21 protein-coding genes are annotated in these 21,015 nt (G+C 72.2%); 11 read left to right on the top strand and 10 right to left on the bottom strand.

Annotated elements, in window-relative coordinates:
- Window positions 1–48 precede the first annotated feature (48 nt).
- Both P696_RS47930 and P696_RS0124955 read left to right on the top strand, forming a co-directional pair.
- Window positions 49–1,560: an MFS transporter gene (locus tag P696_RS47930; RefSeq protein WP_051468118.1), complete on the top strand. Its 1,512-nt coding sequence runs from the start codon at window positions 49–51 to the stop codon at window positions 1,558–1,560.
- Window positions 1,541–2,179 (top strand): acyl-CoA-like ligand-binding transcription factor, encoded by a 639-nt coding sequence (locus P696_RS0124955; protein ID WP_026414463.1) that lies wholly within the window; start codon window positions 1,541–1,543, stop codon window positions 2,177–2,179. The genes P696_RS47930 and P696_RS0124955 overlap by 20 nt, the downstream gene beginning before the upstream one ends.
- Before the next feature lie 51 nt (window positions 2,180–2,230).
- Here the strand turns inward: P696_RS0124955 and P696_RS0124950 are convergent, their stop codons facing one another.
- The 5 genes from P696_RS0124950 to P696_RS0124930 form a co-directional block, all read right to left on the bottom strand.
- Window positions 2,231–3,400: a C40 family peptidase gene (locus tag P696_RS0124950; protein WP_026414462.1), complete on the bottom strand. Its 1,170-nt coding sequence runs from the start codon at window positions 3,398–3,400 to the stop codon at window positions 2,231–2,233.
- A 198-nt stretch (window positions 3,401–3,598) separates the two neighbouring features.
- Complete coding sequence (locus P696_RS0124945; protein WP_026414461.1) at window positions 3,599–5,581, bottom strand: thioredoxin domain-containing protein; 1,983 nt, start codon at window positions 5,579–5,581, stop codon at window positions 3,599–3,601.
- A gap of 84 nt (window positions 5,582–5,665) precedes the next feature.
- Window positions 5,666–7,024: a dihydrolipoyl dehydrogenase family protein gene (locus P696_RS0124940; protein ID WP_026414460.1), complete on the bottom strand. Its 1,359-nt coding sequence runs from the start codon at window positions 7,022–7,024 to the stop codon at window positions 5,666–5,668.
- Between the two features lie 28 nt (window positions 7,025–7,052).
- Window positions 7,053–7,865, bottom strand: a complete 813-nt coding sequence (locus P696_RS52920) for a glycoside hydrolase family 16 protein (protein ID WP_051468117.1) — start codon at window positions 7,863–7,865, stop codon at window positions 7,053–7,055.
- Window positions 7,866–7,971: 106 nt separating this feature from the next.
- Window positions 7,972–8,907, bottom strand: a complete 936-nt coding sequence (locus P696_RS0124930) for a ribonuclease Z (RefSeq protein WP_026414459.1) — start codon at window positions 8,905–8,907, stop codon at window positions 7,972–7,974.
- Window positions 8,908–8,989: 82 nt separating this feature from the next.
- Between P696_RS0124930 and P696_RS0124925 the strand changes: the two genes are divergently transcribed.
- A complete protein-coding gene (locus P696_RS0124925; protein ID WP_026414458.1) occupies window positions 8,990–9,466 on the top strand; it encodes a pyridoxamine 5'-phosphate oxidase family protein in 477 nt (158 codons plus the stop codon).
- Window positions 9,467–9,489: 23 nt separating this feature from the next.
- Here P696_RS0124925 and P696_RS47920 read toward each other — a convergent pair whose 3' ends face one another.
- The 3 genes from P696_RS47920 to mca all read right to left on the bottom strand — a co-directional run bounded on the left by P696_RS47920 (window position 9,490) and on the right by mca (window position 12,006).
- On the bottom strand, window positions 9,490–10,797 hold the full coding sequence (locus tag P696_RS47920; protein ID WP_245627802.1) for a low temperature requirement protein A: 1,308 nt from the start codon (window positions 10,795–10,797) through the stop codon (window positions 9,490–9,492).
- Between the two features lie 79 nt (window positions 10,798–10,876).
- A complete protein-coding gene (locus P696_RS0124915; RefSeq protein WP_026414457.1) occupies window positions 10,877–11,149 on the bottom strand; it encodes a hypothetical protein in 273 nt (90 codons plus the stop codon).
- Complete coding sequence (mca, locus tag P696_RS0124910; RefSeq protein ID WP_026414456.1) at window positions 11,149–12,006, bottom strand: mycothiol conjugate amidase Mca; 858 nt, start codon at window positions 12,004–12,006, stop codon at window positions 11,149–11,151. Before mca ends, P696_RS0124915 begins: the two co-directional genes overlap by 1 nt.
- A gap of 186 nt (window positions 12,007–12,192) precedes the next feature.
- Here mca and P696_RS47915 point away from each other — a divergent pair, with 186 nt between their 5' ends.
- Window positions 12,193–12,735: a DUF4307 domain-containing protein gene (locus P696_RS47915; protein WP_084338082.1), complete on the top strand. Its 543-nt coding sequence runs from the start codon at window positions 12,193–12,195 to the stop codon at window positions 12,733–12,735.
- 233 nt (window positions 12,736–12,968) lie between these two features.
- A complete protein-coding gene (gene greA / locus P696_RS0124900; protein WP_026414455.1) occupies window positions 12,969–13,469 on the top strand; it encodes a transcription elongation factor GreA in 501 nt (166 codons plus the stop codon).
- 70 nt (window positions 13,470–13,539) lie between these two features.
- On the opposite strand, the gene P696_RS0124895 is transcribed toward greA, so the two are convergent.
- A complete protein-coding gene (locus P696_RS0124895) occupies window positions 13,540–14,898 on the bottom strand; it encodes a helix-turn-helix domain-containing protein (protein WP_026414454.1) in 1,359 nt (452 codons plus the stop codon).
- Between the two features lie 251 nt (window positions 14,899–15,149).
- Here P696_RS0124895 and P696_RS47910 point away from each other — a divergent pair, with 251 nt between their 5' ends.
- The 3 genes from P696_RS47910 to P696_RS0124880 all read left to right on the top strand — a co-directional run bounded on the left by P696_RS47910 (window position 15,150) and on the right by P696_RS0124880 (window position 17,608).
- Window positions 15,150–15,554: an ATP-binding protein gene (locus P696_RS47910; protein WP_051468116.1), complete on the top strand. Its 405-nt coding sequence runs from the start codon at window positions 15,150–15,152 to the stop codon at window positions 15,552–15,554.
- Between the two features lie 183 nt (window positions 15,555–15,737).
- Window positions 15,738–16,973, top strand: coding sequence for a sensor histidine kinase (locus tag P696_RS0124885; RefSeq protein ID WP_026414453.1), 1,236 nt, complete (start codon window positions 15,738–15,740; stop codon window positions 16,971–16,973).
- Window positions 16,961–17,608 carry a response regulator transcription factor gene (locus P696_RS0124880; protein ID WP_026414452.1) on the top strand — a complete coding sequence of 216 codons (648 nt, stop codon included), beginning with the start codon at window positions 16,961–16,963 and terminating at the stop codon, window positions 17,606–17,608. The genes P696_RS0124885 and P696_RS0124880 overlap by 13 nt, the downstream gene beginning before the upstream one ends.
- Window positions 17,609–17,617: 9 nt before the next feature.
- Here P696_RS0124880 and P696_RS0124875 read toward each other — a convergent pair whose 3' ends face one another.
- The gene (locus tag P696_RS0124875; protein WP_281174986.1) at window positions 17,618–18,085 is read right to left on the bottom strand and encodes an Lrp/AsnC family transcriptional regulator; all 468 of its coding nucleotides are present in this window, start codon (window positions 18,083–18,085) and stop codon (window positions 17,618–17,620) included.
- A 116-nt stretch (window positions 18,086–18,201) separates the two neighbouring features.
- On the opposite strand from P696_RS0124875, the gene hppD reads away from it, so the two are divergent.
- The 3 genes from hppD (at window position 18,202) to P696_RS47900 (ending at window position 21,004) form a co-directional block, all read left to right on the top strand.
- Window positions 18,202–19,293, top strand: a complete 1,092-nt coding sequence (gene hppD / locus P696_RS0124870) for a 4-hydroxyphenylpyruvate dioxygenase (protein ID WP_051468115.1) — start codon at window positions 18,202–18,204, stop codon at window positions 19,291–19,293.
- 279 nt (window positions 19,294–19,572) lie between these two features.
- Complete coding sequence (locus P696_RS58345; RefSeq protein ID WP_084338080.1) at window positions 19,573–20,103, top strand: DUF4190 domain-containing protein; 531 nt, start codon at window positions 19,573–19,575, stop codon at window positions 20,101–20,103.
- An 82-nt stretch (window positions 20,104–20,185) separates the two neighbouring features.
- Window positions 20,186–21,004, top strand: coding sequence for an RDD family protein (locus P696_RS47900; RefSeq protein ID WP_051468113.1), 819 nt, complete (start codon window positions 20,186–20,188; stop codon window positions 21,002–21,004).
- The last annotated feature ends 11 nt before the right edge of the window (window positions 21,005–21,015 follow it).

Here is a 21,015-nt window from a genome sequence, read left to right as displayed (position 1 = left end):
TGAGAGTTACTCTCACTTCAGAGGAACTTTCAAAGAAGGGTGACCGTCATGCTGTCCGCGAAGACACGGCGCTGGTGGGGGCTCGGGGCGCTCGCGCTCGCCCTGCTCGCGCTCGGGTTCGACCTGACGATCCTGAACGTCGCGCTGCCGACGCTCTCCGTCGAGCTGCACGCGGGCACCAGCCAGCTGCAGTGGATCGTGGACGCCTACGCGCTGGTGTTCGCCGCGCTGCTGCTGCCCGCCGGGCTGCTCGGCGACCGGTTCGGCCGCAAGCGGCTGCTGCTCCTCGGCCTTGGCCTGTTCGGCGCGGCCTCGCTCGCCGGGAGCCTCGTGGACGGCGCGGGCGGCCTGATCGTCGCGCGGATGGGCATGGGCATCGGCGCGGGCATGGTGATGCCGCTGTCCATGTCGATGCTCCCCGCGATCTTCCCGCCGGAGGAGCGCACCCGCGCGATCGCCGTCTGGTCCGGGTCGATGGCGCTCGGCCTGCCGCTCGGGCCGCTCCTCGGCGGCGTCCTGCTCCAGCACTTCTGGTGGGGCTCGATCTTCCTGGTCAACGTCCCCATGGTCGTCGTCGGCATGGTCGCGGTCGCGGCGCTGCTGCCGGAGTCCCGCGACCCGTCCACGCCGAAGCTGGACCTCGCCGGGTCGGCCCTGTCGGCGTCCGGCCTCGCGCTGCTCGTCTACGGCGTCATCCAGGCCCCCGAGAACGGCTGGACGGACCCGGTCGTGGTCTCCTCCATCGGCGCCGGGCTCGCGCTGCTCGGCGCGCTCGTCGCCTACGAGTCGCGGATCCGGCAGCCGCTGATGGACCTGCGCCTGTTCCGCTCCCCCTCGTTCCTCTGGGGGACGGTCGCGGGGGCGGTCGGCACCGTGGTGATGTCGGGCGCGCTGTTCGTCCTGCCGCAGTACCTCCAGGCGGTGCGCGGAGCCGACGCGTTCGGCACCGGGCTGCGGATGATCCCGCTGATGGCCGGGCTGCTGGTCGCCGGGATCGCCGTCGACCGGCTCGCGCCACGGTTCGGGCACAAGGCGCTCATCCTCACCGGACTGCTCCTGCTCGTCCCCGGGCTGGTGCTCGGCGCATTCAGCGAGCCCGGCTCGCCCTACGCGTTCATCGCGACGTGGCTCGCGATCACCGGGATCGGCACCGGGTTCGCGCTCGTCCCGGCGATGGACCTGGCGCTCGCGGGCCTCCCGGACGACCAGGCCGGACGCGGCTCGGGCCTCGTGCAGACCATCCGGCAGACCAGCGGCGCGCTCGCCGTCGCCGCGCTCGGCAGCGTGTCGTCCGCGGTCTACCGCGACCAGCTCGGGCCGGACGCCCCACACGCCGCGCGCGAGTCGGTCGGCCAGGCCGTGGCGCTGGCCGAGAGGACCCGCGACATGGCGCTGCTGCACGACGCGCGGGACGCCTACACCTCCGGGATGGCCGCCGTCCTCGTCGGGTCCGCCGCCGTGTCGCTGGTGATGGCCGTCCTGGTGTGGCGGTCGCTCCCCCGTCCCGCGAAGGACGCGGCCGATGCACGAGAATCGGAGCATGAGCACATCGCCTCCTGAGCAGCGGGCCGCCCGTTCCGAGGACCCGCTGGACCGGCTGCCGCTGCGGGAGCGCAAGAAGCTGAAGACGCGCAGGGCGATCCAGCACCACGCCCTGCGCCTCTTCGAGCGCCAGGGCTACGACGACACCACGGTCGAGCAGATCGCCGCCGCCGCGGAGATCTCGCCCAGCACGTTCTTCCGGTACTTCCCCACCAAGGAGGACGTGATCGTCTCGGACGAGTACGACCCGGTCATGGTGGAGGTGTTCCGGCAGCAGCCGCCGGAGCTGCCCCCGATCGAGGCGCTCCGCCGGGTGTTCCGCGAGCTGCTGCCCGAGATGTTCGAGGAGCGCGGGCTCGTCATGGCCAGGCTCCGGCTGACGGCGAACGTCCCGGCCGTCCGCGCCAGGATGATCGAGGCGATGCGGTCCGGAACGCAGGGCGTCCTCAAGGAGCTCGTCGCCGAGCGCACCGGACGTCCCCCGGGCGACCTGGACGCCGACGCGCTCGCGTGGGCCGTCACCGGCGTCCTGATGTCGGCGATGTACGCGTGGATGGACGGCGTCGTCGACTTCGAGGACATGGCCGAGCTGATCGACCACAACCTCGTGTTCCTCGCCGCGGGCTGCCCGCTCTAGGGAGCGGGCGCGCCCGGACGGGCGTCAGCCCTTGGCGCGGGCGGGTGGGTGTCAGCCCGCGGCGCGGGCGGCCATCTGCGGGCTGACCCGGATCGCGCCCTTGAAGTTGCGGAAGTACACGCTCTGGATCTGGACGTCCGTCCCGGTGTGCGGCGCGACGATCATCTTGCCGTCGCCGATGTAGAGCGCGATGTGCGAGATGTAGCCGGGCGCGGTCGGGTCGTTCGCCCAGATGAGCAGGTCACCCGGCTGCGCCTGGCTGAACGGCAGCACGTACCCGGTGCGGGCCTGGTCGGCCGCGACGCGCGGCATCCGGATCCCGGCCTTGTTGAAGGCGTAGAGCAGCAGGCCCGAGCAGTCGTAGCCGCCCTCCGACTCCGACTCGCCGCCCCACACGTACGGCCAGCCGATCCGGGACGCGGCGGCGCGGATCACGGTCTGCACCTGCGTCGCGGTCATCACCTTGCCGGGCGTGCCGGAGACCTTGCCGGGCGCCGGATAGTCGATCTTCGGGTCGACCTCGACGGCCCGCACGCCCTTCGGCAGCGCCTTGCGGACCGCCTTGAGCAGCTTGGCCGAGTCCATCTTCGGGGCGCTGACCAGCATCGCGTTGCCGGACGGCAGGCCGAGCGACATCGCGGTCTGGTGCGAGATGACCGCGTCCACGTCGCCGATGCCCATCGTCGCGTACGCGCCGACGCGCAGCTCGGACGGGTGGTCCCTGCCGCCGGCCGGGACGCGGCTGCCGAGCGCGACGCCGCCGTCGTTGCCCATGGTGAACGAGATCGCGACGTCGCCGCCCGCGATGTTGCGCCACAGCGCGTCCGACTTGGCGGTCGGCTCGGGCGTGTAGTCGCGGAAGGTCGAGACGTTGACGCCCAACAGCCCGACCCGCTTGCCGCCGATCTCGGCCTGGACGGCGTCCACGGTCTCGACGCCCTGGACGCCCTTCATGGCCCTGACCTTGGCGACGACGTCGGCGGGCAGCGTGGTGGCCCCGGCGACCAGCACCTGGGGCGCGAGCCGCTTGCCGAGCGGCGCGACGGCCCGCGGCGAGAGCGCCGAGTCGTTGGACGCGGCGACGAACCGTCCGCTCATCGTGCCGGGTGCGTGGTGCGCGCGGCCGTCGTAGGCGACCACGACGGCCGTGTTCACGGCCAGGGTGGTCACCACCGAAGCGCCGATGATCGTCGGCAGAACCCGGCGGCCCGGCTTGCGCACGGCATCGCTCCCTCGTCGATCGGTGGAACCACCGACTATGGCTCAGATTCGCGACCAGAGTCCAGATACCCGGCGTCACCGCCGGCACCCGGCTCCTTTGGGCCGCTTTGGGTCAGTCCCGTCTCCGCTACCAAGTGGTAACACCAACCACAGGAGAGATCAAGGTCACGCCCCGACAAAAGTGGACTCCGAGTCCAATTACTCCTGTAGTTCGCGGCTGAGCGCCGCGGTGGACGTGACCGGCAGCCGGCACACGAAACCCTGGCACACGTACGCCGTCGGCACGCCGTCCACCAGCGGACGGCCGTCCAGCAGGGGGATGTCCCTCGTCCCCGGCACGCCGATGCTCACGACCGCGCCGGGCGAGGTCGCCATGAGCGCCGTCCGGTGCAGCTCGTGCGTGCGCGGGTCGTCCGCCTCACCGAGGATCCCGATCTCCAGCGGACCCGCGAGATTCGCCTCGGCGACGGCGAGTCCCCACCCGGCGAACCGGGCCGCGCCCCGCTCGACGAGGACCTTGGCGGGAGCGAGCGCTCCCCCGGCCGCCTCGCGCGCCCACATGGAACCGCTGAGCGCGGCGTACGAGAGCAGCGCGCCGGCCGCCGCGAACTGCCCGGACGGCGACGCGTTGTCGGTCGGGTCCTTGGGCCGCTGGAACAGCCGCTCGGCGTCGTCGGACGTGTCGTAGAAACCGTCCTGGCCGTCGGAGAAGTGCTCGAGCACCGTCTCCAGCAGTTCACCGGCGAGCCGCAGGTGCGTCGGGTCGCCCGTGACGCCGTGCAGCGCGAGTAGCCCTTCCGCCACATTTCCGTAGTCATCGAGCACGCCCGCATTGGCCCCGGCGACACCATCCCGGGACGTCCTGGTCAGCCGCCCGTCCCGCAGGTGGACGTTCACCAGCAGCCCGGCCGTCTCCTCCGCCGCCCTGACCAGGTCAGGTCGCGCGAACAACGCCCCGCACTCCGCGAGCGCCGCCACCGCGAGCCCGTTCCACGACGCGACGACCTTGTCGTCCCGCGCGGGCGGGATCCTCAGCTCCCGCGCCGCCAGCAACGCCGCGCGGATCCGCTCGTAGCGCGCGCGATCGTCCGGGTCGTGCAGCAACTGCAGGACGGACGTCCCGTGCTCGAACGTCCCCGTGACATCGAAGAGCTCGACGGCGAACGCCGCGTCCTCGGCGCCGAGGACCTCCTCCAGCTGCGCGGGCGTCCAGACGTAGTACCGGCCCTCCTCGCCCTCGCTGTCGGCGTCCAGCGCCGAGGCGAACCCGCCCTCGGCCGTCCGCAGGTCGTGGAGCATCCAGTCGCAGGTCTCCAAGGCGATCCGGCGCGCGAACGGGCTGCCGGTGATGCGCCACCAGTGCGCGTAGACCCGGGCGAGGAGCGCGTTGTCGTACAGCATCTTCTCGAAGTGCGGAACGACCCACGACGCGTCCACGGAGTACCGCGCGAAGCCCCCGCCGAGCTGGTCGTACATCCCGCCCCGGGCCATCGCCTCCAGCGTGTTCCCGGCCATGGCGAGCGCCTGGTCGTCCCTCGTGCGCACGTGATGCCGGAGCAGGAACTCCAGGACCATCGACGGCGGGAACTTCGGCGCGCCCCCGAACCCGCCGCGCGCCGCGTCGTAGTCGTCGGCCATCGACCGGGCGGCGACGATCAGCACGTCCCCGTCCGGGGCGAACCCGCCCACGAGCCCGGCCCCGTCCTTGGACGCCAGCGCCTCGACGACATGCCGCCCCTGCCGCTCCACGTCGTCCCGCTGCTCCGTCCACGCCTTGTGGACGGCCCGCAGCAACGCCTGGAAATGCTCACGCGGAAAGTAGGTCCCGCAGTAGAACGGCTCCCCGTCCGGCGTCATGAACACCGTCATGGGCCATCCGCCCTGCCCGGTCATCGCCTGCGTGGCCTCCATGTAGACCGCGTCGATGTCCGGCCGTTCCTCGCGGTCGACCTTGATGTTGACGAACAGCTCGTTCATCAACGACGCCGTCGCCCCGTCCTCGAACGACTCATGTGCCATGACGTGGCACCAGTGGCAAGCCGCATATCCGACAGAAAGGAGAACAGGGACATCTCGCCGCCGCGCCTCCGCCAGGGCGTCCTCGCCCCACTCCCACCAGTCCACCGGATTCCCGGCGTGCTGCAGCAGATACGGGCTGGTCGCGTCCTTGAGACGGTTCATCCTCCGATCCTCCCCCGCCCGCCCCCAGAGAATGTCAGCAGGGGCGGGGATGATGGCGGGCGCGGCGTTCGGGGGGGCTCGGGGTCAGGTGAGGTCGGCCAGGGCGGACTCGATGGCGCGGTGGAAGGTGGGGTAGGCGTAGATCATCGTGCGGAGGGTGTCGGTGGGGACGCGGGCGTGGACGGCGGTGACGAGGGCTCCGAGGACCTCGCCGCCGTAGGGACCGGCGGCGGTGGCGCCGACGAGGATTCCCTTGTCGGCGTCCTCGACGAGCTTGATGTAGCCCTCGTTGCCGGGTGCGCCGTGGATCCAGCCGCGGGTGGAGTCGGCGATCTTCGTCGTGCCGACGCGGACGTTGAGGCCCTGGTCGCGGGCCTGGGCCTCGGTGAGGCCGACCGCGCCGATCTCCGGGTCGGTGAAGGTGACGCGCGGGACGGCGTGGTACATCGCGGGCGGGCCGTCCTGGCCGAGGATGGAGCGGACGGCGATCGCGGACTGGTACATCGACATGTGCGTGAAGGCGCCCTTGCCGGTGATGTCGCCGATCGCCCAGAGGCCGTCGGTGACGCGCAGGCCGTCGTCGACCGGGAGGGCGCGGACGGTCTCGTCCACGCCGTAGTGCTCGAGGCCGAGGTCGCGGATGTTGGGACGGCGTCCGGCGGCGACGAGCAGGCGCTCGGCGGTGAGGTCGCCGTCGGGGAGGGCCAGGGTGAACGTGACGCCGTCGTAGGACGCCGACGTCACCTTCGCGCCCGTCCGGACGACGATGCCCTCGTCGCTGAAGACGTCCTCGACCAGCGCGGACGACTCGGGCTCGTCGAGCGCGAGAAGCCGGTCGGCGACCTCCACGATCGTCACGCGGGTGCCGAACCGGGAGAAGATCTGCGCGAGTTCCGCGCCGACCACGCCGCCGCCGAGCACCAGCATCGAGGCGGGCGCGGTGGTGGCCTTCACGATGTCCCGGTTCGTCCAGTACGGGAGGTCGGCGAGGCCCTCGACCGGCGGCGCGGTGGGGCTGGTGCCGGTGTTCAGCAGGACGCCCCGGGACGCGCTGAACGTCTCGTCGCCGACGGCGACCTCGCCGCGCGCGGTGATCCGGCCGCGCCCCCTGACCACGCGGACGCCCCGGGACGTCAGGCGGTCGACGGCGGCCTGGTCGTTCCAGTGGCTGGTGGCCTCGTCGGCGATGCGCGCCTCGACCGGGGCCCAGTCGGGCGTCACGGTCGTCGTCCCGGCCCGTCCGGACGCGCGGCGGGCCTCGGCGAGCAGGTCGGACCCGCGCGCCATGATCTTGGTCGGGACGCAGGCGAAGTACGGGCACTCGCCCCCGACCAGGCGCGACTCGACGGCCACGACCGACAGGCCCGCGTCCGCGAGGAGCCCCGCGGCGTTCTCCCCGCCGGGGCCGGTTCCGATCACGACGACGTCCACCGATGTGCTCATGCGGCCTTCCTGCCCTGCCGGGGCCGGGTCAACCGGGCGCCCGGAAGATCTTGATCCAGTCGACGTACATTGTCACCCATTCCGGGGTGGAACGGTTGCGGCAGAAGGTCGGGCCGCGGTCGCAGACCTGGTCGTTCTGCAGGGCGAGCCCCATCTGGGAGCGTTCGGGGGTGAGGTCGCCGGTGTAGTCCCAGACCTTCCGGCCGTCCAGCCAGAACGTCAGGCGGTGCGGCAGCCAGTCGAGCGCGAAGACGTGCCACCGCGTGAAGTCGGCGCGCTGGACCTGGTGCCGCTGCGTGTCGTTCGGCCCGTAGTGGATGTACTGGTCGGCGCTCTGCCGGGTCGGGTCGATCATCTCGGCGAAGTCGATCTCGGCCTTCTCCGGGTCGCCGAACACCTTCGGCCACAGCAGCGCCACGGCCGAGTAGCCGACGCCCTTCTCCGCCCGCATCCGCACCTCCCAGCGTCCGTGCGTGAGCGTCAGCCTGGACGCGATGCCGCCGGAGAGGTCCTTGCCCCCGTAGACGCCGCCGGTCAGCCGCAACGTCCCGGCGTCCACCGTGGTCGCGGCTGGGGTGCGCGGGTTCACGCGGTCGTTCGGGCTGTTGTAGACGATCCACTTGGACGCGTCGACCGACGTGCCGTCGAACCCGTCCTGGACGACCGGACTGCCCCATTCGGACGGCGTCGGCGGGTCCGCCGTCCGGGCGGGCTCCGGCGCGGTCCCTCCCGCCGTGGGCGGCCGGGCGTGATCCGCCGGGCCGGAGTCCGAGCAGGCCGCGGCGAGCGCCGCCACGAGCAGGGCCGCCGCCCCGGCCCGGGCGGTCACGGAGATCCCCATGGGCCCATCAGATCGCCGTCCGGGCGGCAAGTCAGCAGAAATGCCGATTGTTGCCTTGTACTTGCTTTCGTCCGCCGAACGTCGTTCAATCCGCCCGCACGCGCGCTCAGAGGGCGGCGCGGCGCGGTGGCAGCGGGATGCGGTCCAGGTCGTGGACGAGCGTGATGTCGCCGTCGAAGACGCGGGCGGCCTGCTCGAGGAAGCGCGGCTCCTCCGACGGCCGGTACCGCTCGGAGAAGTGGGTCAGGACGAGCCGCCCGACCCCGGCGCGCTTGGCGACCTCGGCCGCCTGACCGGCCGTGAGGTGCCCGTAGTCGGCGGCGAGCGCGGCGTCCTCGTCCAGGAACGTCGACTCGATGACCAGCAGGTCCACGCCGTCCGCGAGCTCGTAGACGCCGTCGCAGAGCCGCGTGTCCATGACGAACGCGACCTTCTGCCCGGGACGGCGGACGGAGCACTCCTCCAGCGTGACCACCCGTCCGTCCGGGGTGGTGACCCGCCCCTCCACCTGGAGGCGGCCCACCAGCGGCCCCCGGACGCCCAGCCCGGCGAGCCGCTCGGGCAGCATCGTCATGCCGTCCGGCTCGGCCAGCCGGTACCCGTACGCCTCGACCGGGTGCGACAGGAGGCGGGCGGTGAGCGTGAACGGGTCGCCGGTCGCCAGCGTCGCCCGCTCCCCCGCGACGGGCCTCTCGACGATCACGTCGCTCTCGCGGTGCGGCGTCGCGTGCCGCAGCCGCTCCCAGTAGCGCGCGCCGCTCGCCGGGAACACCGCGTGGACGGGATGGGCGACGCCGTCCCGCGCGATCCGCTGGACCAGGCCGGGCACGCCTAGGCAGTGGTCGCCGTGGAAGTGCGTCACGCACATCCAGGTGATGTCGTTCGCGGCCAGCCCGGCCATGATCATCTGACGCTGCGTCCCCTCGCCGGGGTCGAACAGCACGCCCTGGCCGTCCCAGCGGAGCAGGTAGCCGTTGTGGTTGCGGTGCTTGGTGGGGACGGCGCTGGCCGAGCCGAGGACGACGAGTTCGCGTACGGACACCCGCCCATGATGCCGCCGATCGCAGGAAATAAGCGCTTGATTATCCTGGGCGGGTCGTCTCACCCCGAACCGGGAGGCCGCCGTGGCCGGCAGCAAGCGCGAGAAGATCAAGATGAGCCCCGACGAGATCGGTGCGTTCCTCGACCAGAGCCACAAGGTGCAGGTCGCGACGGTCGGCAAGGACGGCGCGCCGCACCTGGTCACCATGTTCTACGCGCTGCTGGACGGCAGGATCGCGTTCACCACCTACCGGTCGTCCCAGAAGGTGCTGAACCTGCGCCGCGACCCGGTCATGACGTGCCTGGTCGAGGACGGCGTCCAGTACGGCGAGCTGCGCGGCGTCGCCCTGTACGGACGCGGCCTGGTGATCGAGGACCGCGAGCCCCTGCTGAAGGTCGGCGCGGTCGTCGGGTCCCGGATGGCCGGACTGCCCGTCCCGAGGATCGGCGACCCGGTCGACCCCGCGTTCGCGGACGGGCTGGAGCAGGCGATGGCCAAGCGCGTCCTGATCGTCATGGAACCCGACCGCGTCGTCAGCTGGGACCACGGCAAGGCCTGACCCCTCGGCGGAGGCCGGCCCGCTCAGTCGGCCACGCGCGGCTCGCCGCCCAGCTCGGCCTCCGGGTACGCGCCTCCGCTCAGGTCGGCCTCCGGACGCGGAGCCGGAACGCGCACCGCGACCGCGTCCGGGGCGTGCACCGTGGCGTCCGGGGACGGGAGGCCGAGCGCGGCGGCGGCCTCCGCCTCGCGCCGCGTGCGGTGGTAGGCGCGGACGTCCCAGAGGGCCAGCGCGGCGATGATCAGCGTCGTCGCGAGGCTCAGGACGAGCGGCGTGAGGCGCCCCGCGACGAGGGCGAGCGCGGCCAGCCCGAGGATCGTGGCGACGCGGGCGACGGTGAAGTGGCCGAACACGACCCGCTTGAACAGCGCGTGCCCGGCGACGAACAGCATCGGCCCGCCGAGCGACGCCGCGATCATGCCGCCGGAGACGTGCCCGGACGGATGCGCGATGACCAGCTCGTCCGCGACCGCCCCGACGATGATCCCCGCCACCATCGGGATGTGCATGAACGTGTACGCCGAGCGGCCGAGCCGTCCGGGGTCGTCGGACGCGGCGATCCGCTCGGCCGCGACGTCGGCGGTGTGGTCGAAGTAGATCCACCACAGCGCGACGCTGCCGACGAACGCCGTGGCGAACGCGGCGACGTGCGCCGCGTCCACCGGCAGGCCGCTGATCGTCGCGCCGGTGACCAGCACCGACTCGCCCAGCGCGATGATCACGAAGAGCTGGCAGCGCTCGGCCATGTGCGCGCCGTCGATGTCCCAGTCCCGGGTGGACGAGCGGCCGAGGCCGGGCACGAGGAACCCGAACCACGGCGCGGCCTGCTCGACCGCGATCGCGGCGACCCACAGCAGGGCGCGCTGCCACGGGTCGTCCACGAGACCGCCGACGATCCACAGCGCGGACGCGGCCGACAGCCACGTCAGGACGCGCTGGAAGTTGTTGCCGAGCGCGTGCTTCCGTGTGACCCACGCCACGAACAGCGTCCGGCCGACCTGGATCGTGGCGTACGTCGCGGCGAACCAGAGGCCGCGCGAGCCGAACGCGCCGGGCAGCGTCGCCGCCATCAGCAGCCCGGCGACCATCACGCCGACCAGCATGATCCGGACGGCCGGATGGTCCGGATCGAACCAGTTGGTCGTCCAGCAGGTGTACATCCACGCCCACCAGACGGCCATCAGCAGGATCAGCGTCTCGAACGCCCCGCGCCAGGTGAGGTGCTCGAGCAGGCCGTGCGAGAGCTGGGTGATCGCGAAGACGAAGACCAGGTCGAAGAACAGCTCGAAGAAGGTGACCCTGCCGCCCTGGCCGTCGTCCCTGATCCGCATCAACGGCATCGCCGGTGACACGGACGGGACGTCGTCCTGGCGCGCCTGGGGGGTTGGCGCGTTCATCGGGACGGGGCGGTCAGGACTCGGAGTCGGACGACGACCCGGCGGCGGACTTCGCCTCGGCCCTGGCGGCCTCGCCGCGCTCCCACTCCTGCTGCTTCAGGTCGGCCTCCTTGGGCGCCTGGATCCGCCTCATCTGCTTGTTCATGGAGCGGATGAGGAAGACCAGCGCCACGCCGATGGCCAGGAACACGCCGAACCCGAGGAAACCCGGGGTGACCGTGTCGTTGTTCAGCGGCATGTTCGTGTCTGCGAGAACCGTGGCGGTGGTGGTGGCGAGGGCGAGCATCAGACGGACACCTTCTCCCGGATACCGGCGAACAGATCGTCCTCCGGCAACTCGGTGTCGACCAGGGACCTAGCCAGATGGTAGTCCTCGGTCGGCCAAGCCTCGCGCTGGACGTCCAGTGGGACGGCGAACCAGAAGCCGTCGGGGTCGATCTGGGTGGCGTGCGCCAGCAGGGCCCGGTCCCGGGTCTCGAAGTGCTCGCCGCACGGGACGCGGGTCGTGACCTCCCACTGCTCCGGGCGCTCCTCGGCGCGCTTGCGCCAGTCGCCGTAGGGGGACTCCAGGCCCGCGGCCTTCATCGCGTCGTCCAGCGCCTGGATCCGGGCCGTGTTGAAGGTCATGTGGTAGTAGAGCTTGAGCGGCTGCCACGGCTCGCCGCCGACGCCCGGGTAGCGGTCCGGGTCGCCCGCCGCCTCGAACGCCTCGACCGACACCTCGTGGGTCTTGACGTGGTCGGGGTGCGGGTAGCCGCCGTTCTCGTCGTAGGTGAGGATCACGTGCGGACGGAACTCGCGGACGGCCCTGACCAGCTCCGCGGCGGCGGTCTCCAGCGGTTCGAGGGCGAAGCAGCCCTCCGGCAGCGGGGGCAGCGGGTCGCCCTCGGGGAAGCCCGAGTCGACGAAGCCCAGCCAGCGCTGCTCGACCCCGAGGATCTCGCGGGCCCGCGCCATCTCCTCGTTGCGGACCTTGCCGATGTTCTCCTTGACCTCCGGACGGTCCATCGCCGGGTTCAGGATGGAGCCGCGCTCGCCACCGGTGCAGGTGACGACGAGCACGTCCACGCCGTCGGCGACGTAGCGGGCCATCGTGGCCGCGCCCTTGCTCGACTCGTCGTCCGGGTGGGCGTGCACGGCCATCAGGCGCAGCCGGGGCGCGCCGGGGCCCTCCTTCTCGGACGGGCCGGTGGTGAGCTCGGACACCTGGTCGGACACCTGGGGATCTCCCTCGCAACATGGTTCGACGGGACCCGGTGCGGAGCATCACCCGGGACCGAAGAGAATTGTCCCTGACAACACCGCCACCCCGCACGGAGATTCCCCGCCATGAGCGCCAGCGTCCCAGCAGGCTCCGCGCCCGAGCCGTCCGCCGACCCGGTCGTCGACCCGGCGACCGCGGACACGGCCGCCGTGACCGGCGCGAACGCCGTTCCGGCGGCGGAGTCGTCCGCGGCGGTGACGGAACACCATCCGGAGGTGGAGGACGAGGAGTCCTCCTCGCCGTTCCGGCGGCGGCGTGACCGTCCCGGCCTGGGCTGGCTCGGCTGGGTCGTGATCGGCGTCCCGACGGTCGTGATCGCCGTGGGCTGGGCGATCCTCATGGCGCATGTCGGGCAGACCCCGGGAATCTCCGTGGAGACCCGGACCGTTGACCTCCGGGAGAACGCCGCCGTCGTGACCTACGCCGTCGGCAAGCCCAAGGACAAGCAGGTGCGGTGCGTGGTGGACGCCTACGACGACAAGCTGAACGTGCTCGCCCAGCGTGAGATCACCGTTCCCGTGGGGACGGCCAAGGTCACCGCGCAGGAGACCCTGGAGACCCCACGGAAGGCGACCGGCGGACGCGTCCGCGACTGCCACACGGCCTGATCCGGCCGGTCCGATCGCCCTGACCGGCGAAAACACCCTCACGGGTCGGACATACCTGGATTAAAAAGACCCGGCGAAGCCGAAACCCGCGCGGCAGATTGCGGAGCCCGGCTTCAGGGAAGCTTTACCGCACACACCGGATAGGCTAGAGGTTTAACCCGGCCGCACTTCATGTCGATGTGTCGCACGCCCGCCGGGCGAGCGAGATCGCAACATGTGGATGAGGAGTACCCGTGACCGAGACCCGCGCTGACAACGTCACCTGGCTGACCCAGGAGGCGTACGACCGGCTCAAGGCTGAGCTGGACCACCTGTCGGGCCCGGGCCGCATCGAGATCGCGCAGAAGATCGAGGCGGCGCGGGAGGAGGGCGACCTGCGCGAGAACGGCGGCTACCACGCGGCCAAGGAGGAGCAGGGCAAGATCGAGGGCCGCATCCTGCAGCTGAAGCACATCCTCGAGAACGCCCAGGTCGGCGAGGCCCCGCGCTCGGAGGGCGTGGTCGGCCCCGGCATGACCGTCACGATCTCCTTCGAGGGCGACGACGAGGAGGTCACGTTCCTGCTCGCGTCCCGCGAGGAGAGCGGCGTGCCGATCGACGTGTACTCCCCCAACAGCCCCCTCGGCTCCGCGATCAACGGCAAGAAGGTCGGCGACAAGGCCACGTACTCGCTGCCGAACGGCCGCTCGATGAGCGTCGAGATCCTCGACGCCACCCCGTACGGCGCCGCCTGACCCGAGCCGGGCGAACAGACGCGCGAACGCCCCGTCCCCACCCGGGACGGGGCGTTCGCGCGTGGGTGGGTCAGGTTTCCTCGGTGACCTGGTCGCGGAACTCGCGGGCCGTCCGGTCGTCCGGGAGGCGGTCCAGGAGGAGGCGCAGCTCGTCTCCGACACGCCCGGAGTCCACGGACTTCAGCAGGCCCAGCGCCCGGCGGCCGGTGGCCACCGCGGCGTCCACCTCGCCCATCCGGATCTGCGCCGTCGCGACGACGGTGAGGGCGAGGGCGTGGTCGCGCGGGTACTCGTCCCGGTCGAGGTCGACCCAGCCGGACAGGTTCCGGGGCACCTCGGCGGGTTGCCCGAGCTCCAGCATGGCGAGGTTCGGCTCGATCGTGGTCGACGGGCGCCGCATCCAGTAGATCCAGGCGGGGTCGTCCTCGGGACGGCGACGCTCCCAGTGCGCCTCGGCCCGCGCGAGCGCCCGCGCCGCGTCGGCCCGCCGTCCGAGCTTCGCGTGCGCGCGGACCTGCCAGGTGTCGAGCATCGCCAGGACCGTCCGGCCGAGCCGTCCGCGGGACGCGCGGGACGCCTCCAGCAGCGCGAGGGACGCCGCCCCGTCGCCCGCGTAGAAGCGCTGCATGGCCATGTTGGACAGGATGTAGACGCCGCCGTCGATGTCCCGCGCCTCCTTGGCGGCGCGGAGCCCGGCGTGCCAGTAGCGTTCGGCCGCCGCGGGCCGTCCGCCGTCGAACGCGCCCCATCCGGCCTGGCGGCACAGGCCCCCGGCGACCCGGAACAGCCGCCGCTCCACGGCCTGGGAGTAGGAGCTGTTGTTCAGCAGGCCGGTGACCAGCTCCAGGTCGTTCACCGCGAGGCGGGCGGTGGTCTCGCCGCCGACCAGGTCGTCCAGGATCCACAGGTCGGCGAGGCGCTTCTCGATCGCCGCCACCAGCTCGTGGTCGGTGCGCCCGCCGCCGAGGGTCCGGACGACCTTCTCCTGCGGGACGAGCTTCCACGGCTCGCTCCAGCCCGCGGCGAGCGCGCCGATCGCGGCCCCGCTGAGGATGAGGAAGCCGCGCCGGTCGGTGAGCGCGGACACCGTCCCGGCCAGGGTCGTCCTCGCGTGGTGGGCCGACCAGGCGGCCGAGACGGGACCGCCGTCGGCGGCGACGGGCGGCCCGCCCGCGTCGGCCGCGTAGAGCAGCCACTCCGGCCAGGGGTGGGCGTCCACGAGCCGGGCGGGGACGCCGAGGGCCTCGGCGAGGGCGTGCTGGGCGGCGGGCTCCGGGCGGACACCGCGCCGTTCCCAGCGGTAGACCTTCTGTTTCCAGGTGGCCATGTTCCGGCCGCGCGCGACGACCGAGGCGACGTGCGCCTGCGTCCAGCCGCGCTGCTCGCGGACGTAGGCCAGGGGGTGGGTGACCAGGTCGAGACGGGTCATGGAGGACGTCCCTTCGGGACCACGGGAGGCTCCTTGAGGCTACTCTCGTCGCATTGCCCGTCACGGGCCGTCACGCTTTCCTGACAGAAGCGCGCACCGGCCCCGACATCCACGCAGACCGAGCGTCACCCGATCGAGTCCCACCCGCACGAGCCCCACCCGCTTCGAGCTTCACCGGACGCCGGGTTCCACCCCGCTTCGAGCATCACCCCGTTCCGAGAATCACCCGCATCGCGCCCGAGGACCAGGCGATGGCGACCATGACGATGAACGCGCGGCAGGTCCTGCTGTCGATGAACTACCCGGCGGTGCCGTCGGCCGTCGGAATCGCCCGCAAATCGACCGAGCACGTGCTCGGCTCCCGCGGCTTCCCGACCTCGCTGGTCGAGGACGCCGGTCTCGTCGTGTGCGAACTCGTGACCAACGCCGTGAAGGCGGTGGGCGGGACCATGATCGGCCTGACCGTCGCCGTGGACGCGCCCGGCTCGGTCACCGTGGAGGTCCACGACTCCTCGCTCACCGTGCCGCACCGCAGGTCACCGGAGCCGGACGACCCCGGCGGACGGGGGCTTGTGATCGTCGCCGCCCTGGCCGTCCGGTACGGCGTCCGGCCCGAGGCGGACGGCAAGACCGTGTTCGCCGTCCTCCGGACGTAGTTCGCCGTCCTCCGGACCCAGGCGGACGAAGAGCGGCGGTGGGGTCAGGCGCACGGGTCGGTGGGGCTGGCCCCACTCGGGGCCCGGATCGCTGGGATCCACGTTCGCCCAGGTGCAATGTGGTCACTCCAAGCCGTACTGTCCGATTCGCGGGCGGATGGGCCGTGGAGTGAGGGAAGAGTTATGCGTCGACTGGGATCGTGGGGACGGGACGCCTGCGTCGGGTTCGTCCGCGCGGGTGCGGTGGCGGTCGCCGGGCTGCTGGTTCCGGCGGTGTGGGTCGCGATAGCGGCCGGGATGTGGACGTTCGGCAACCCGTGGGCGTGGACGGCCCCGATCGTGCTGTCGGCCGTCGGGACGCTCCTGTTCTCCCGTCCGCTGTGCCGGATCTTCCGGACGCTCGTCGCGCGCTGGACGGGCGTCGACATTCCCGGCGGTCACTGGGAGGCCATGCCGCCGCTGCGGATGTCGACCGGCTACTGGTGGAACGGCTACTCCTACTCCAAGTCCAGCAAGGAGGCGGCCGAGGACCAGCGGCTGCGGATGCTCTGGTCCGACCCGGCTACATGGCGTGACCTGCGGTTCGTCGCGATCGCGCCGCTCGCCGGGCTCGTCGCGGCCGTCCCGCTCGCAGGGGTCGGCCTGGCGGTCGCCGGGTTCGCCGTGTCGCCGCTGCTCGAGGTGGGCGGGCTGGTCGTGGCGGTCGCGAGCGCGCCCTACGCGTGGCGGGCCGCGCCGCCGGTGGCCGTCCGGTTCCTGGGGCCCTCGCGGGCGATGCGGCTCGCGGGCCGGGTGGACGAGCTGACCGCCCAGCGCGCGGACACGACCGTCGCGCAGGCCGCCGAGATCCGCCGCATCGAACGGGACCTGCACGACGGCGCGCAGGCGCGGCTCGTCTCGCTCGGGCTCTCGCTGGCGACCGCCGAGAAGCTGATGGAGACCGACCCCGCGCGGGCCAGGGCGCTGATGCGGGAGGCGCGGACCGGGGCCGCGGCGTCCCTGTCGGAGATCCGCGACCTCGTCCACGGCATCAACCCGCCGCTGCTGAACGAGCGCGGTCTCGTCGACGCCGTCCGCGCGCTGGCCCTGGACACGCCGCTGGAGGTGACCGTGAGCGCGAACGTCCTGTCCCGGACGGACGCCCCGATCGAGTCCGCCGTGTACTTCGGGATCGCCGAGCTGCTGACCAACACCGTGAAGCACGCCGGGGCGAGGAGGGCGCGCGTCTCGATCGTCCGGGACGTCCCGAACCTGGTCGTCGACGTCGAGGACGACGGACGCGGCGGAGCCCACCCGGCCGAGAACGGCGGGCTCGCGGGGCTGCGCCGCCGCCTCGCGGTGTTCGACGGGACCCTGGAGATCACCAGTCCCGAGGGCGGCCCGACCCGCGCGAGAATGACGGTGCCATGCGCGTTCTGATCGCCGAAGACCTCTACCTCCTGCGGGACGGGATGGTCCGTCTCCTCGAGGCGTTCGGGCACGAGGTGGTCGCCACGGCGGCGACCGGCCCGGAGACCCTCCGGGCCCTGCTGGAACACCGTCCGGACGTGTCGGTCGTGGACGTCCGGATGCCGCCCGGCCAGTCCGACGAGGGGCTGCGGGCCGCGCTCGCCGCCCGCCGCGAGGTCCCCGGCCTGCCGGTCCTGATCCTCTCCCAGCACGTCGACCAGCTCTACGCGCGCGAACTCCTCGCGGACGGCGCGGGCGGCATCGGCTACTTCCTCAAGGAGAGCGTCTTCGACGCCGACCAGTTCGTCGAGTCGCTCGAACGCGTCGCGGCGGGCGGCACGGCCATGGACCCGGCCGTCATCGCGAAGATCCTGTCGTCCGGGCCGTCCGACCGGAGGCTGGACGGGCTTGCCGAACGCGAGCGCGAGGTCCTCGCGCTGATGGCCGAGGGGCTGTCCAACCAGGCGATCGGCCGCCGCCTGTTCCTCAGCGAGAGCGCGATCGGGAAGTACACGACGTCCATGTTCGGCAAGCTCGGCATCACCGACGACGACTCGGGGAACCGGCGCGTCCTGGCCGTCCTGGCGTATCTGAACCGCGCCTGACCCGGGTGCTCAGCCGCGGGTGATGGCCCTGACCAGGGGCAGCGTGCGGGTCCGGATCTGGTTGGCGAGGGAGATGACCGAGGAGGCGCGCTGGACGCCCTCGGTCGCGACGATCAGGTCGATGACGCGCTGGAGGTCGGCGTTCGAGCGGGCCACGACGCGGCAGAGCATGTCGCCGGGGCTGGTGATGGTGTGGGCCTCGATCACCTCGGGGATCATGGCCAGGCCCCGCGCGACCGGATCGTGGCCGCCCGCCTGGCGGAGCTGGAGGGTCACGAACGCCGTGACCGAGTAGCCGAGGGCGGCCGGGTCGATCTCCGGGCCGTAGCCGCGGATGACGCCGGTGCGGGCCATCCGGTCCAGGCGCGCCTGGACGGTCCCCCGCGCGACGCCGAGGCGGCGGGACGCCTCCAGGACGCCCACGCGCGGCTCGGTGGTGAACATCTCGATGATGCGGCCGTCTAGATCGTCGATCACTTCTGGCCTCGTCAGGTTGTTCGGTTTGTGAAGTGCTACCCCGGTCCCGCTGTGCAGATTGCACAGTGATCCGGACCACTCTTGCGCATTCTGCGGGGCCTGTCGAGATTGGTGGTATGGACGAGTTTCCGGTCAAGGGCATGGACGCGGTCGTCTTCGCCGTCGGCAACGCGAAGCAGGCCGCGCACTACTACTCCACCGCGTTCGGGATGCGCCGGGTCGCCTATCGGGGGCCGGAGACCGGGCATCCGGACGAGGCCGTCCACGTGCTCGAGTCGGGTTCGGCGCGGTTCGTGTTCCGCGGGCCGGTGCGCGCCGGCACCGGCATCGGACGGCACGTCGCCGAGCACGGCGACGGCGTGGTCGACCTGGCGATCGAGGTCCCGGACGCCGAGGACGCCTACCGCCACGCCCTCGAGAAGGGCGCGCGCGGGCTCGAGGAGCCGCACGTCCTGGAGGACGAGCACGGCAAGGTGACGATCGCGGCGATCGCGACGTACGGCCAGACACGGCACTCGCTGGTCGACCGGTCGAACTACCACGGCCCCTACCTGCCCGGCTTCGAGGCCGCCGCGCCGGTCGTCGCGCCGCCGGAGAAGCGGAACTTCCAGGCGATCGACCACTGCGTCGGCAACGTCGAGCGCATGGACGAGTGGGCCGACTTCTACCACCGCGTCATGGGCTTCACCGACATGGCCGAGTTCGTCGGCGACGACATCGCCACCGAGTACTCGGCGCTGATGTCCAAGGTCGTCGCGGACGGGTCGCGCAAGGTGAAGTTCCCGCTGAACGAGCCCGCCGAGAGCCGCCGCAAGTCGCAGATCGAGGAGTACCTGGAGTTCTACGGCGGTCCGGGCGTGCAGCACATCGCGCTCGCCACCGGCGACATCCTCGCCTCGGTGGACCGGATGGCCGCCGCGGGCCTGGAGTTCCTGGAGACCCCGGACTCCTACTACGAGGACCCGGAGCTGCGCGAGCGCATCGGCTCCGTCCGCGTCCCGGTCGAGGAGCTGCAGAAGCGGCGGATCCTGGTCGACCGCGACGAGGACGGCTACCTGCTGCAGATCTTCACCAAGCCCGTCCAGGACCGTCCGACGGTGTTCTTCGAACTCATCGAGCGGCACGGCTCGCTCGGCTTCGGCAAGGGCAACTTCAAGGCCCTGTTCGAGGCCATCGAGCGCGAGCAGGCCCGCCGCGGCAACCTCTGACCCGGCCGTCAGGGCGGCCTTCGTCGGCGCCCCCTTGTGCGGCCTCGCAGGCTCGCGCGGCGCGTCCCCTCCCGTCGCGCCGCGCACGCGGTGGGCCGTCCGCGTGGGACGGGCGTCCACCAGATCCGTCCCGTTCGCGGGCGGCCCGCCGCACCCCGCGGCCCGGCGGCCCGCCGACCCTCGTCCCCGGCGGGCCGCCGGGCCGTTCCCGCTGGTGGCCGGTCGGGGCGGCCCGTCCGGACAGGTTTGAGGAGGCGTCCGCGTGTCGAGATTGAGGGCATGACGCAACCGCCGCAACAACCGCCGGGCGGACCGCCCGAGGACAGGCCGTCCGGCCAGGGGCCCTATGGCGGCCCGGAGCCCGGCCATCGCCCGGACCAGGAGGCAGGGCCGAGTCAAGGGCAGCCAGGGCAGGGGCAGCCAGGGCAGCACTACGGCGAGGCGTACGGCGATCCGTACTCCTGGCAGAACCAGCCGCAGCAACAACCGCAGTACGGGTACGGGCAGCAGCAACAGCCGTACGGGCCCTACGGCGTCCCGCCCGGCGGCGGTCCGGGGACCACGAACGGCATGGCGATCGCCTCGCTCGTCACCGGCATCCTCGGGCTGTTCTGCGGCATCTCGGCGATCCTCGCGGTCGTGTTCGGGCACATCTCGCTCGGCCGCATCAAGCGGACCGGCGAGGGCGGGCGGGGGATGAGCGTCGCCGGGCTCGTCCTGGGCTACATCGGGCTGGTCGGGTGGATCCTCTACCTGATCGTCGTCATCGTCGTCGCCGCCAGGAACTCCGGGTCCGGGACCAACTACTGACTCCTGCAAGCGGGGGCAAAGATCGCTCCATGAGGCGGCGGGGTGGCGTTTGCCCCCGTCCCGTCCGGCACACCTTGACGGCATGACGCATCCGCCTTCCAACCCGCCGCCGGGCGACGACGACCAGCCCGGACAGCCGCCACAACAGCCACCGCCGCAACCGCCGCAGGAACCGCCGTCCCAGCCACAACAGCCGCAACAGCCGCCGCCGGGCGGAGGGGGCCAGCAGCCCTACGGCGGCGGCCCGGGCCAGCAGCCTTACGGAGGCGGCGCAGGACAGGAGCCCCACGGCGGTGGGGCAGGGCAGCAACAGCCCTACGGGGGCGCGGGACAGCAGCAGCCTCACGGGGGCGGCGCGGGGCAGGAGCCGTACGGGTCGCTGCCCGGCTACGGCGGGCCGCCCGGCGGCTACTCCGATCCGGCGGCCGGGCTCGCGAGCCCGTGGCGACGGCTCGGCGGCATCCTCATCGACTACGTCATCCTCGGGATCGTCGGCTGGCTGGTCACGCTGCCGTTCGGCTCGATCGTCGAGGTCACCGGGCCGGAGGGGAACCAGAAGCTCGTCTGGCACGCGGGCGGGTTCTTCGCGAACCTGCTGGTCACGGTCATCACGCTCGCCTACTTCACGATCCTGCACGGCAAGTTCGGGCAGTCGGTCGGGAAGATGGCCGTCGGCACCCGGGTCGTCCGCGCGGAGGACGGCGGGGCGATCGGTTACGGCGCGGCGCTGCTGCGCATCGTCGTCATGTACGTGCTGTGGGCGATCTGCTGCGTCGGCGGGATCGTCGACAGCGTCTGGCTGCTCGGCGACAAGCGCCGCCAGACCCTGCACGACAAGGCCGCCAAGACCGTCGTCATGCGGATCGACCCGGCGGGGTCCAACCCGTACCAGTACCGCTGACCGTTCGCCGC

The sequence above is a fragment of the Actinomadura oligospora ATCC 43269 genome, assembly GCF_000518265.1.
Classification (GTDB): Bacteria; Actinomycetota; Actinomycetes; order Streptosporangiales; family Streptosporangiaceae; genus Spirillospora; species Spirillospora oligospora.
This window is presented reverse-complemented; position numbering and strand designations above follow the sequence as displayed.

Coding starts and splice junctions, on each gene's coding strand:
- P696_RS0124945 (WP_026414461.1), bottom strand. CDS start 5,581: ATGAACCGTCTCAAGGACGCGACCAGCCCGTATCTGCTGCAGCACGCC.
- P696_RS52920 (WP_051468117.1), bottom strand. CDS start 7,865: ATGGGGATCTCCGTGACCGCCCGGGCCGGGGCGGCGGCCCTGCTCGTG.
- P696_RS0124940 (WP_026414460.1), bottom strand. CDS start 7,024: ATGAGCACATCGGTGGACGTCGTCGTGATCGGAACCGGCCCCGGCGGG.
- P696_RS47900 (WP_051468113.1), top strand. CDS start 20,186: ATGACGCATCCGCCTTCCAACCCGCCGCCGGGCGACGACGACCAGCCC.
- P696_RS47910 (WP_051468116.1), top strand. CDS start 15,150: ATGGCGACCATGACGATGAACGCGCGGCAGGTCCTGCTGTCGATGAAC.
- mca (WP_026414456.1), bottom strand. CDS start 12,006: ATGGCCGTGCACGCCCACCCGGACGACGAGTCGAGCAAGGGCGCGGCC.
- P696_RS47915 (WP_084338082.1), top strand. CDS start 12,193: ATGAGCGCCAGCGTCCCAGCAGGCTCCGCGCCCGAGCCGTCCGCCGAC.
- hppD (WP_051468115.1), top strand. CDS start 18,202: ATGGACGAGTTTCCGGTCAAGGGCATGGACGCGGTCGTCTTCGCCGTC.
- P696_RS0124915 (WP_026414457.1), bottom strand. CDS start 11,149: ATGCTCGCCCTCGCCACCACCACCGCCACGGTTCTCGCAGACACGAAC.
- P696_RS0124880 (WP_026414452.1), top strand. CDS start 16,961: ATGCGCGTTCTGATCGCCGAAGACCTCTACCTCCTGCGGGACGGGATG.
- P696_RS0124895 (WP_026414454.1), bottom strand. CDS start 14,898: ATGACCCGTCTCGACCTGGTCACCCACCCCCTGGCCTACGTCCGCGAG.
- P696_RS58345 (WP_084338080.1), top strand. CDS start 19,573: ATGACGCAACCGCCGCAACAACCGCCGGGCGGACCGCCCGAGGACAGG.
- P696_RS0124955 (WP_026414463.1), top strand. CDS start 1,541: ATGAGCACATCGCCTCCTGAGCAGCGGGCCGCCCGTTCCGAGGACCCG.
- P696_RS47920 (WP_245627802.1), bottom strand. CDS start 10,797: ATGCGGATCAGGGACGACGGCCAGGGCGGCAGGGTCACCTTCTTCGAG.
- P696_RS0124885 (WP_026414453.1), top strand. CDS start 15,738: ATGCGTCGACTGGGATCGTGGGGACGGGACGCCTGCGTCGGGTTCGTC.
- P696_RS47930 (WP_051468118.1), top strand. CDS start 49: ATGCTGTCCGCGAAGACACGGCGCTGGTGGGGGCTCGGGGCGCTCGCG.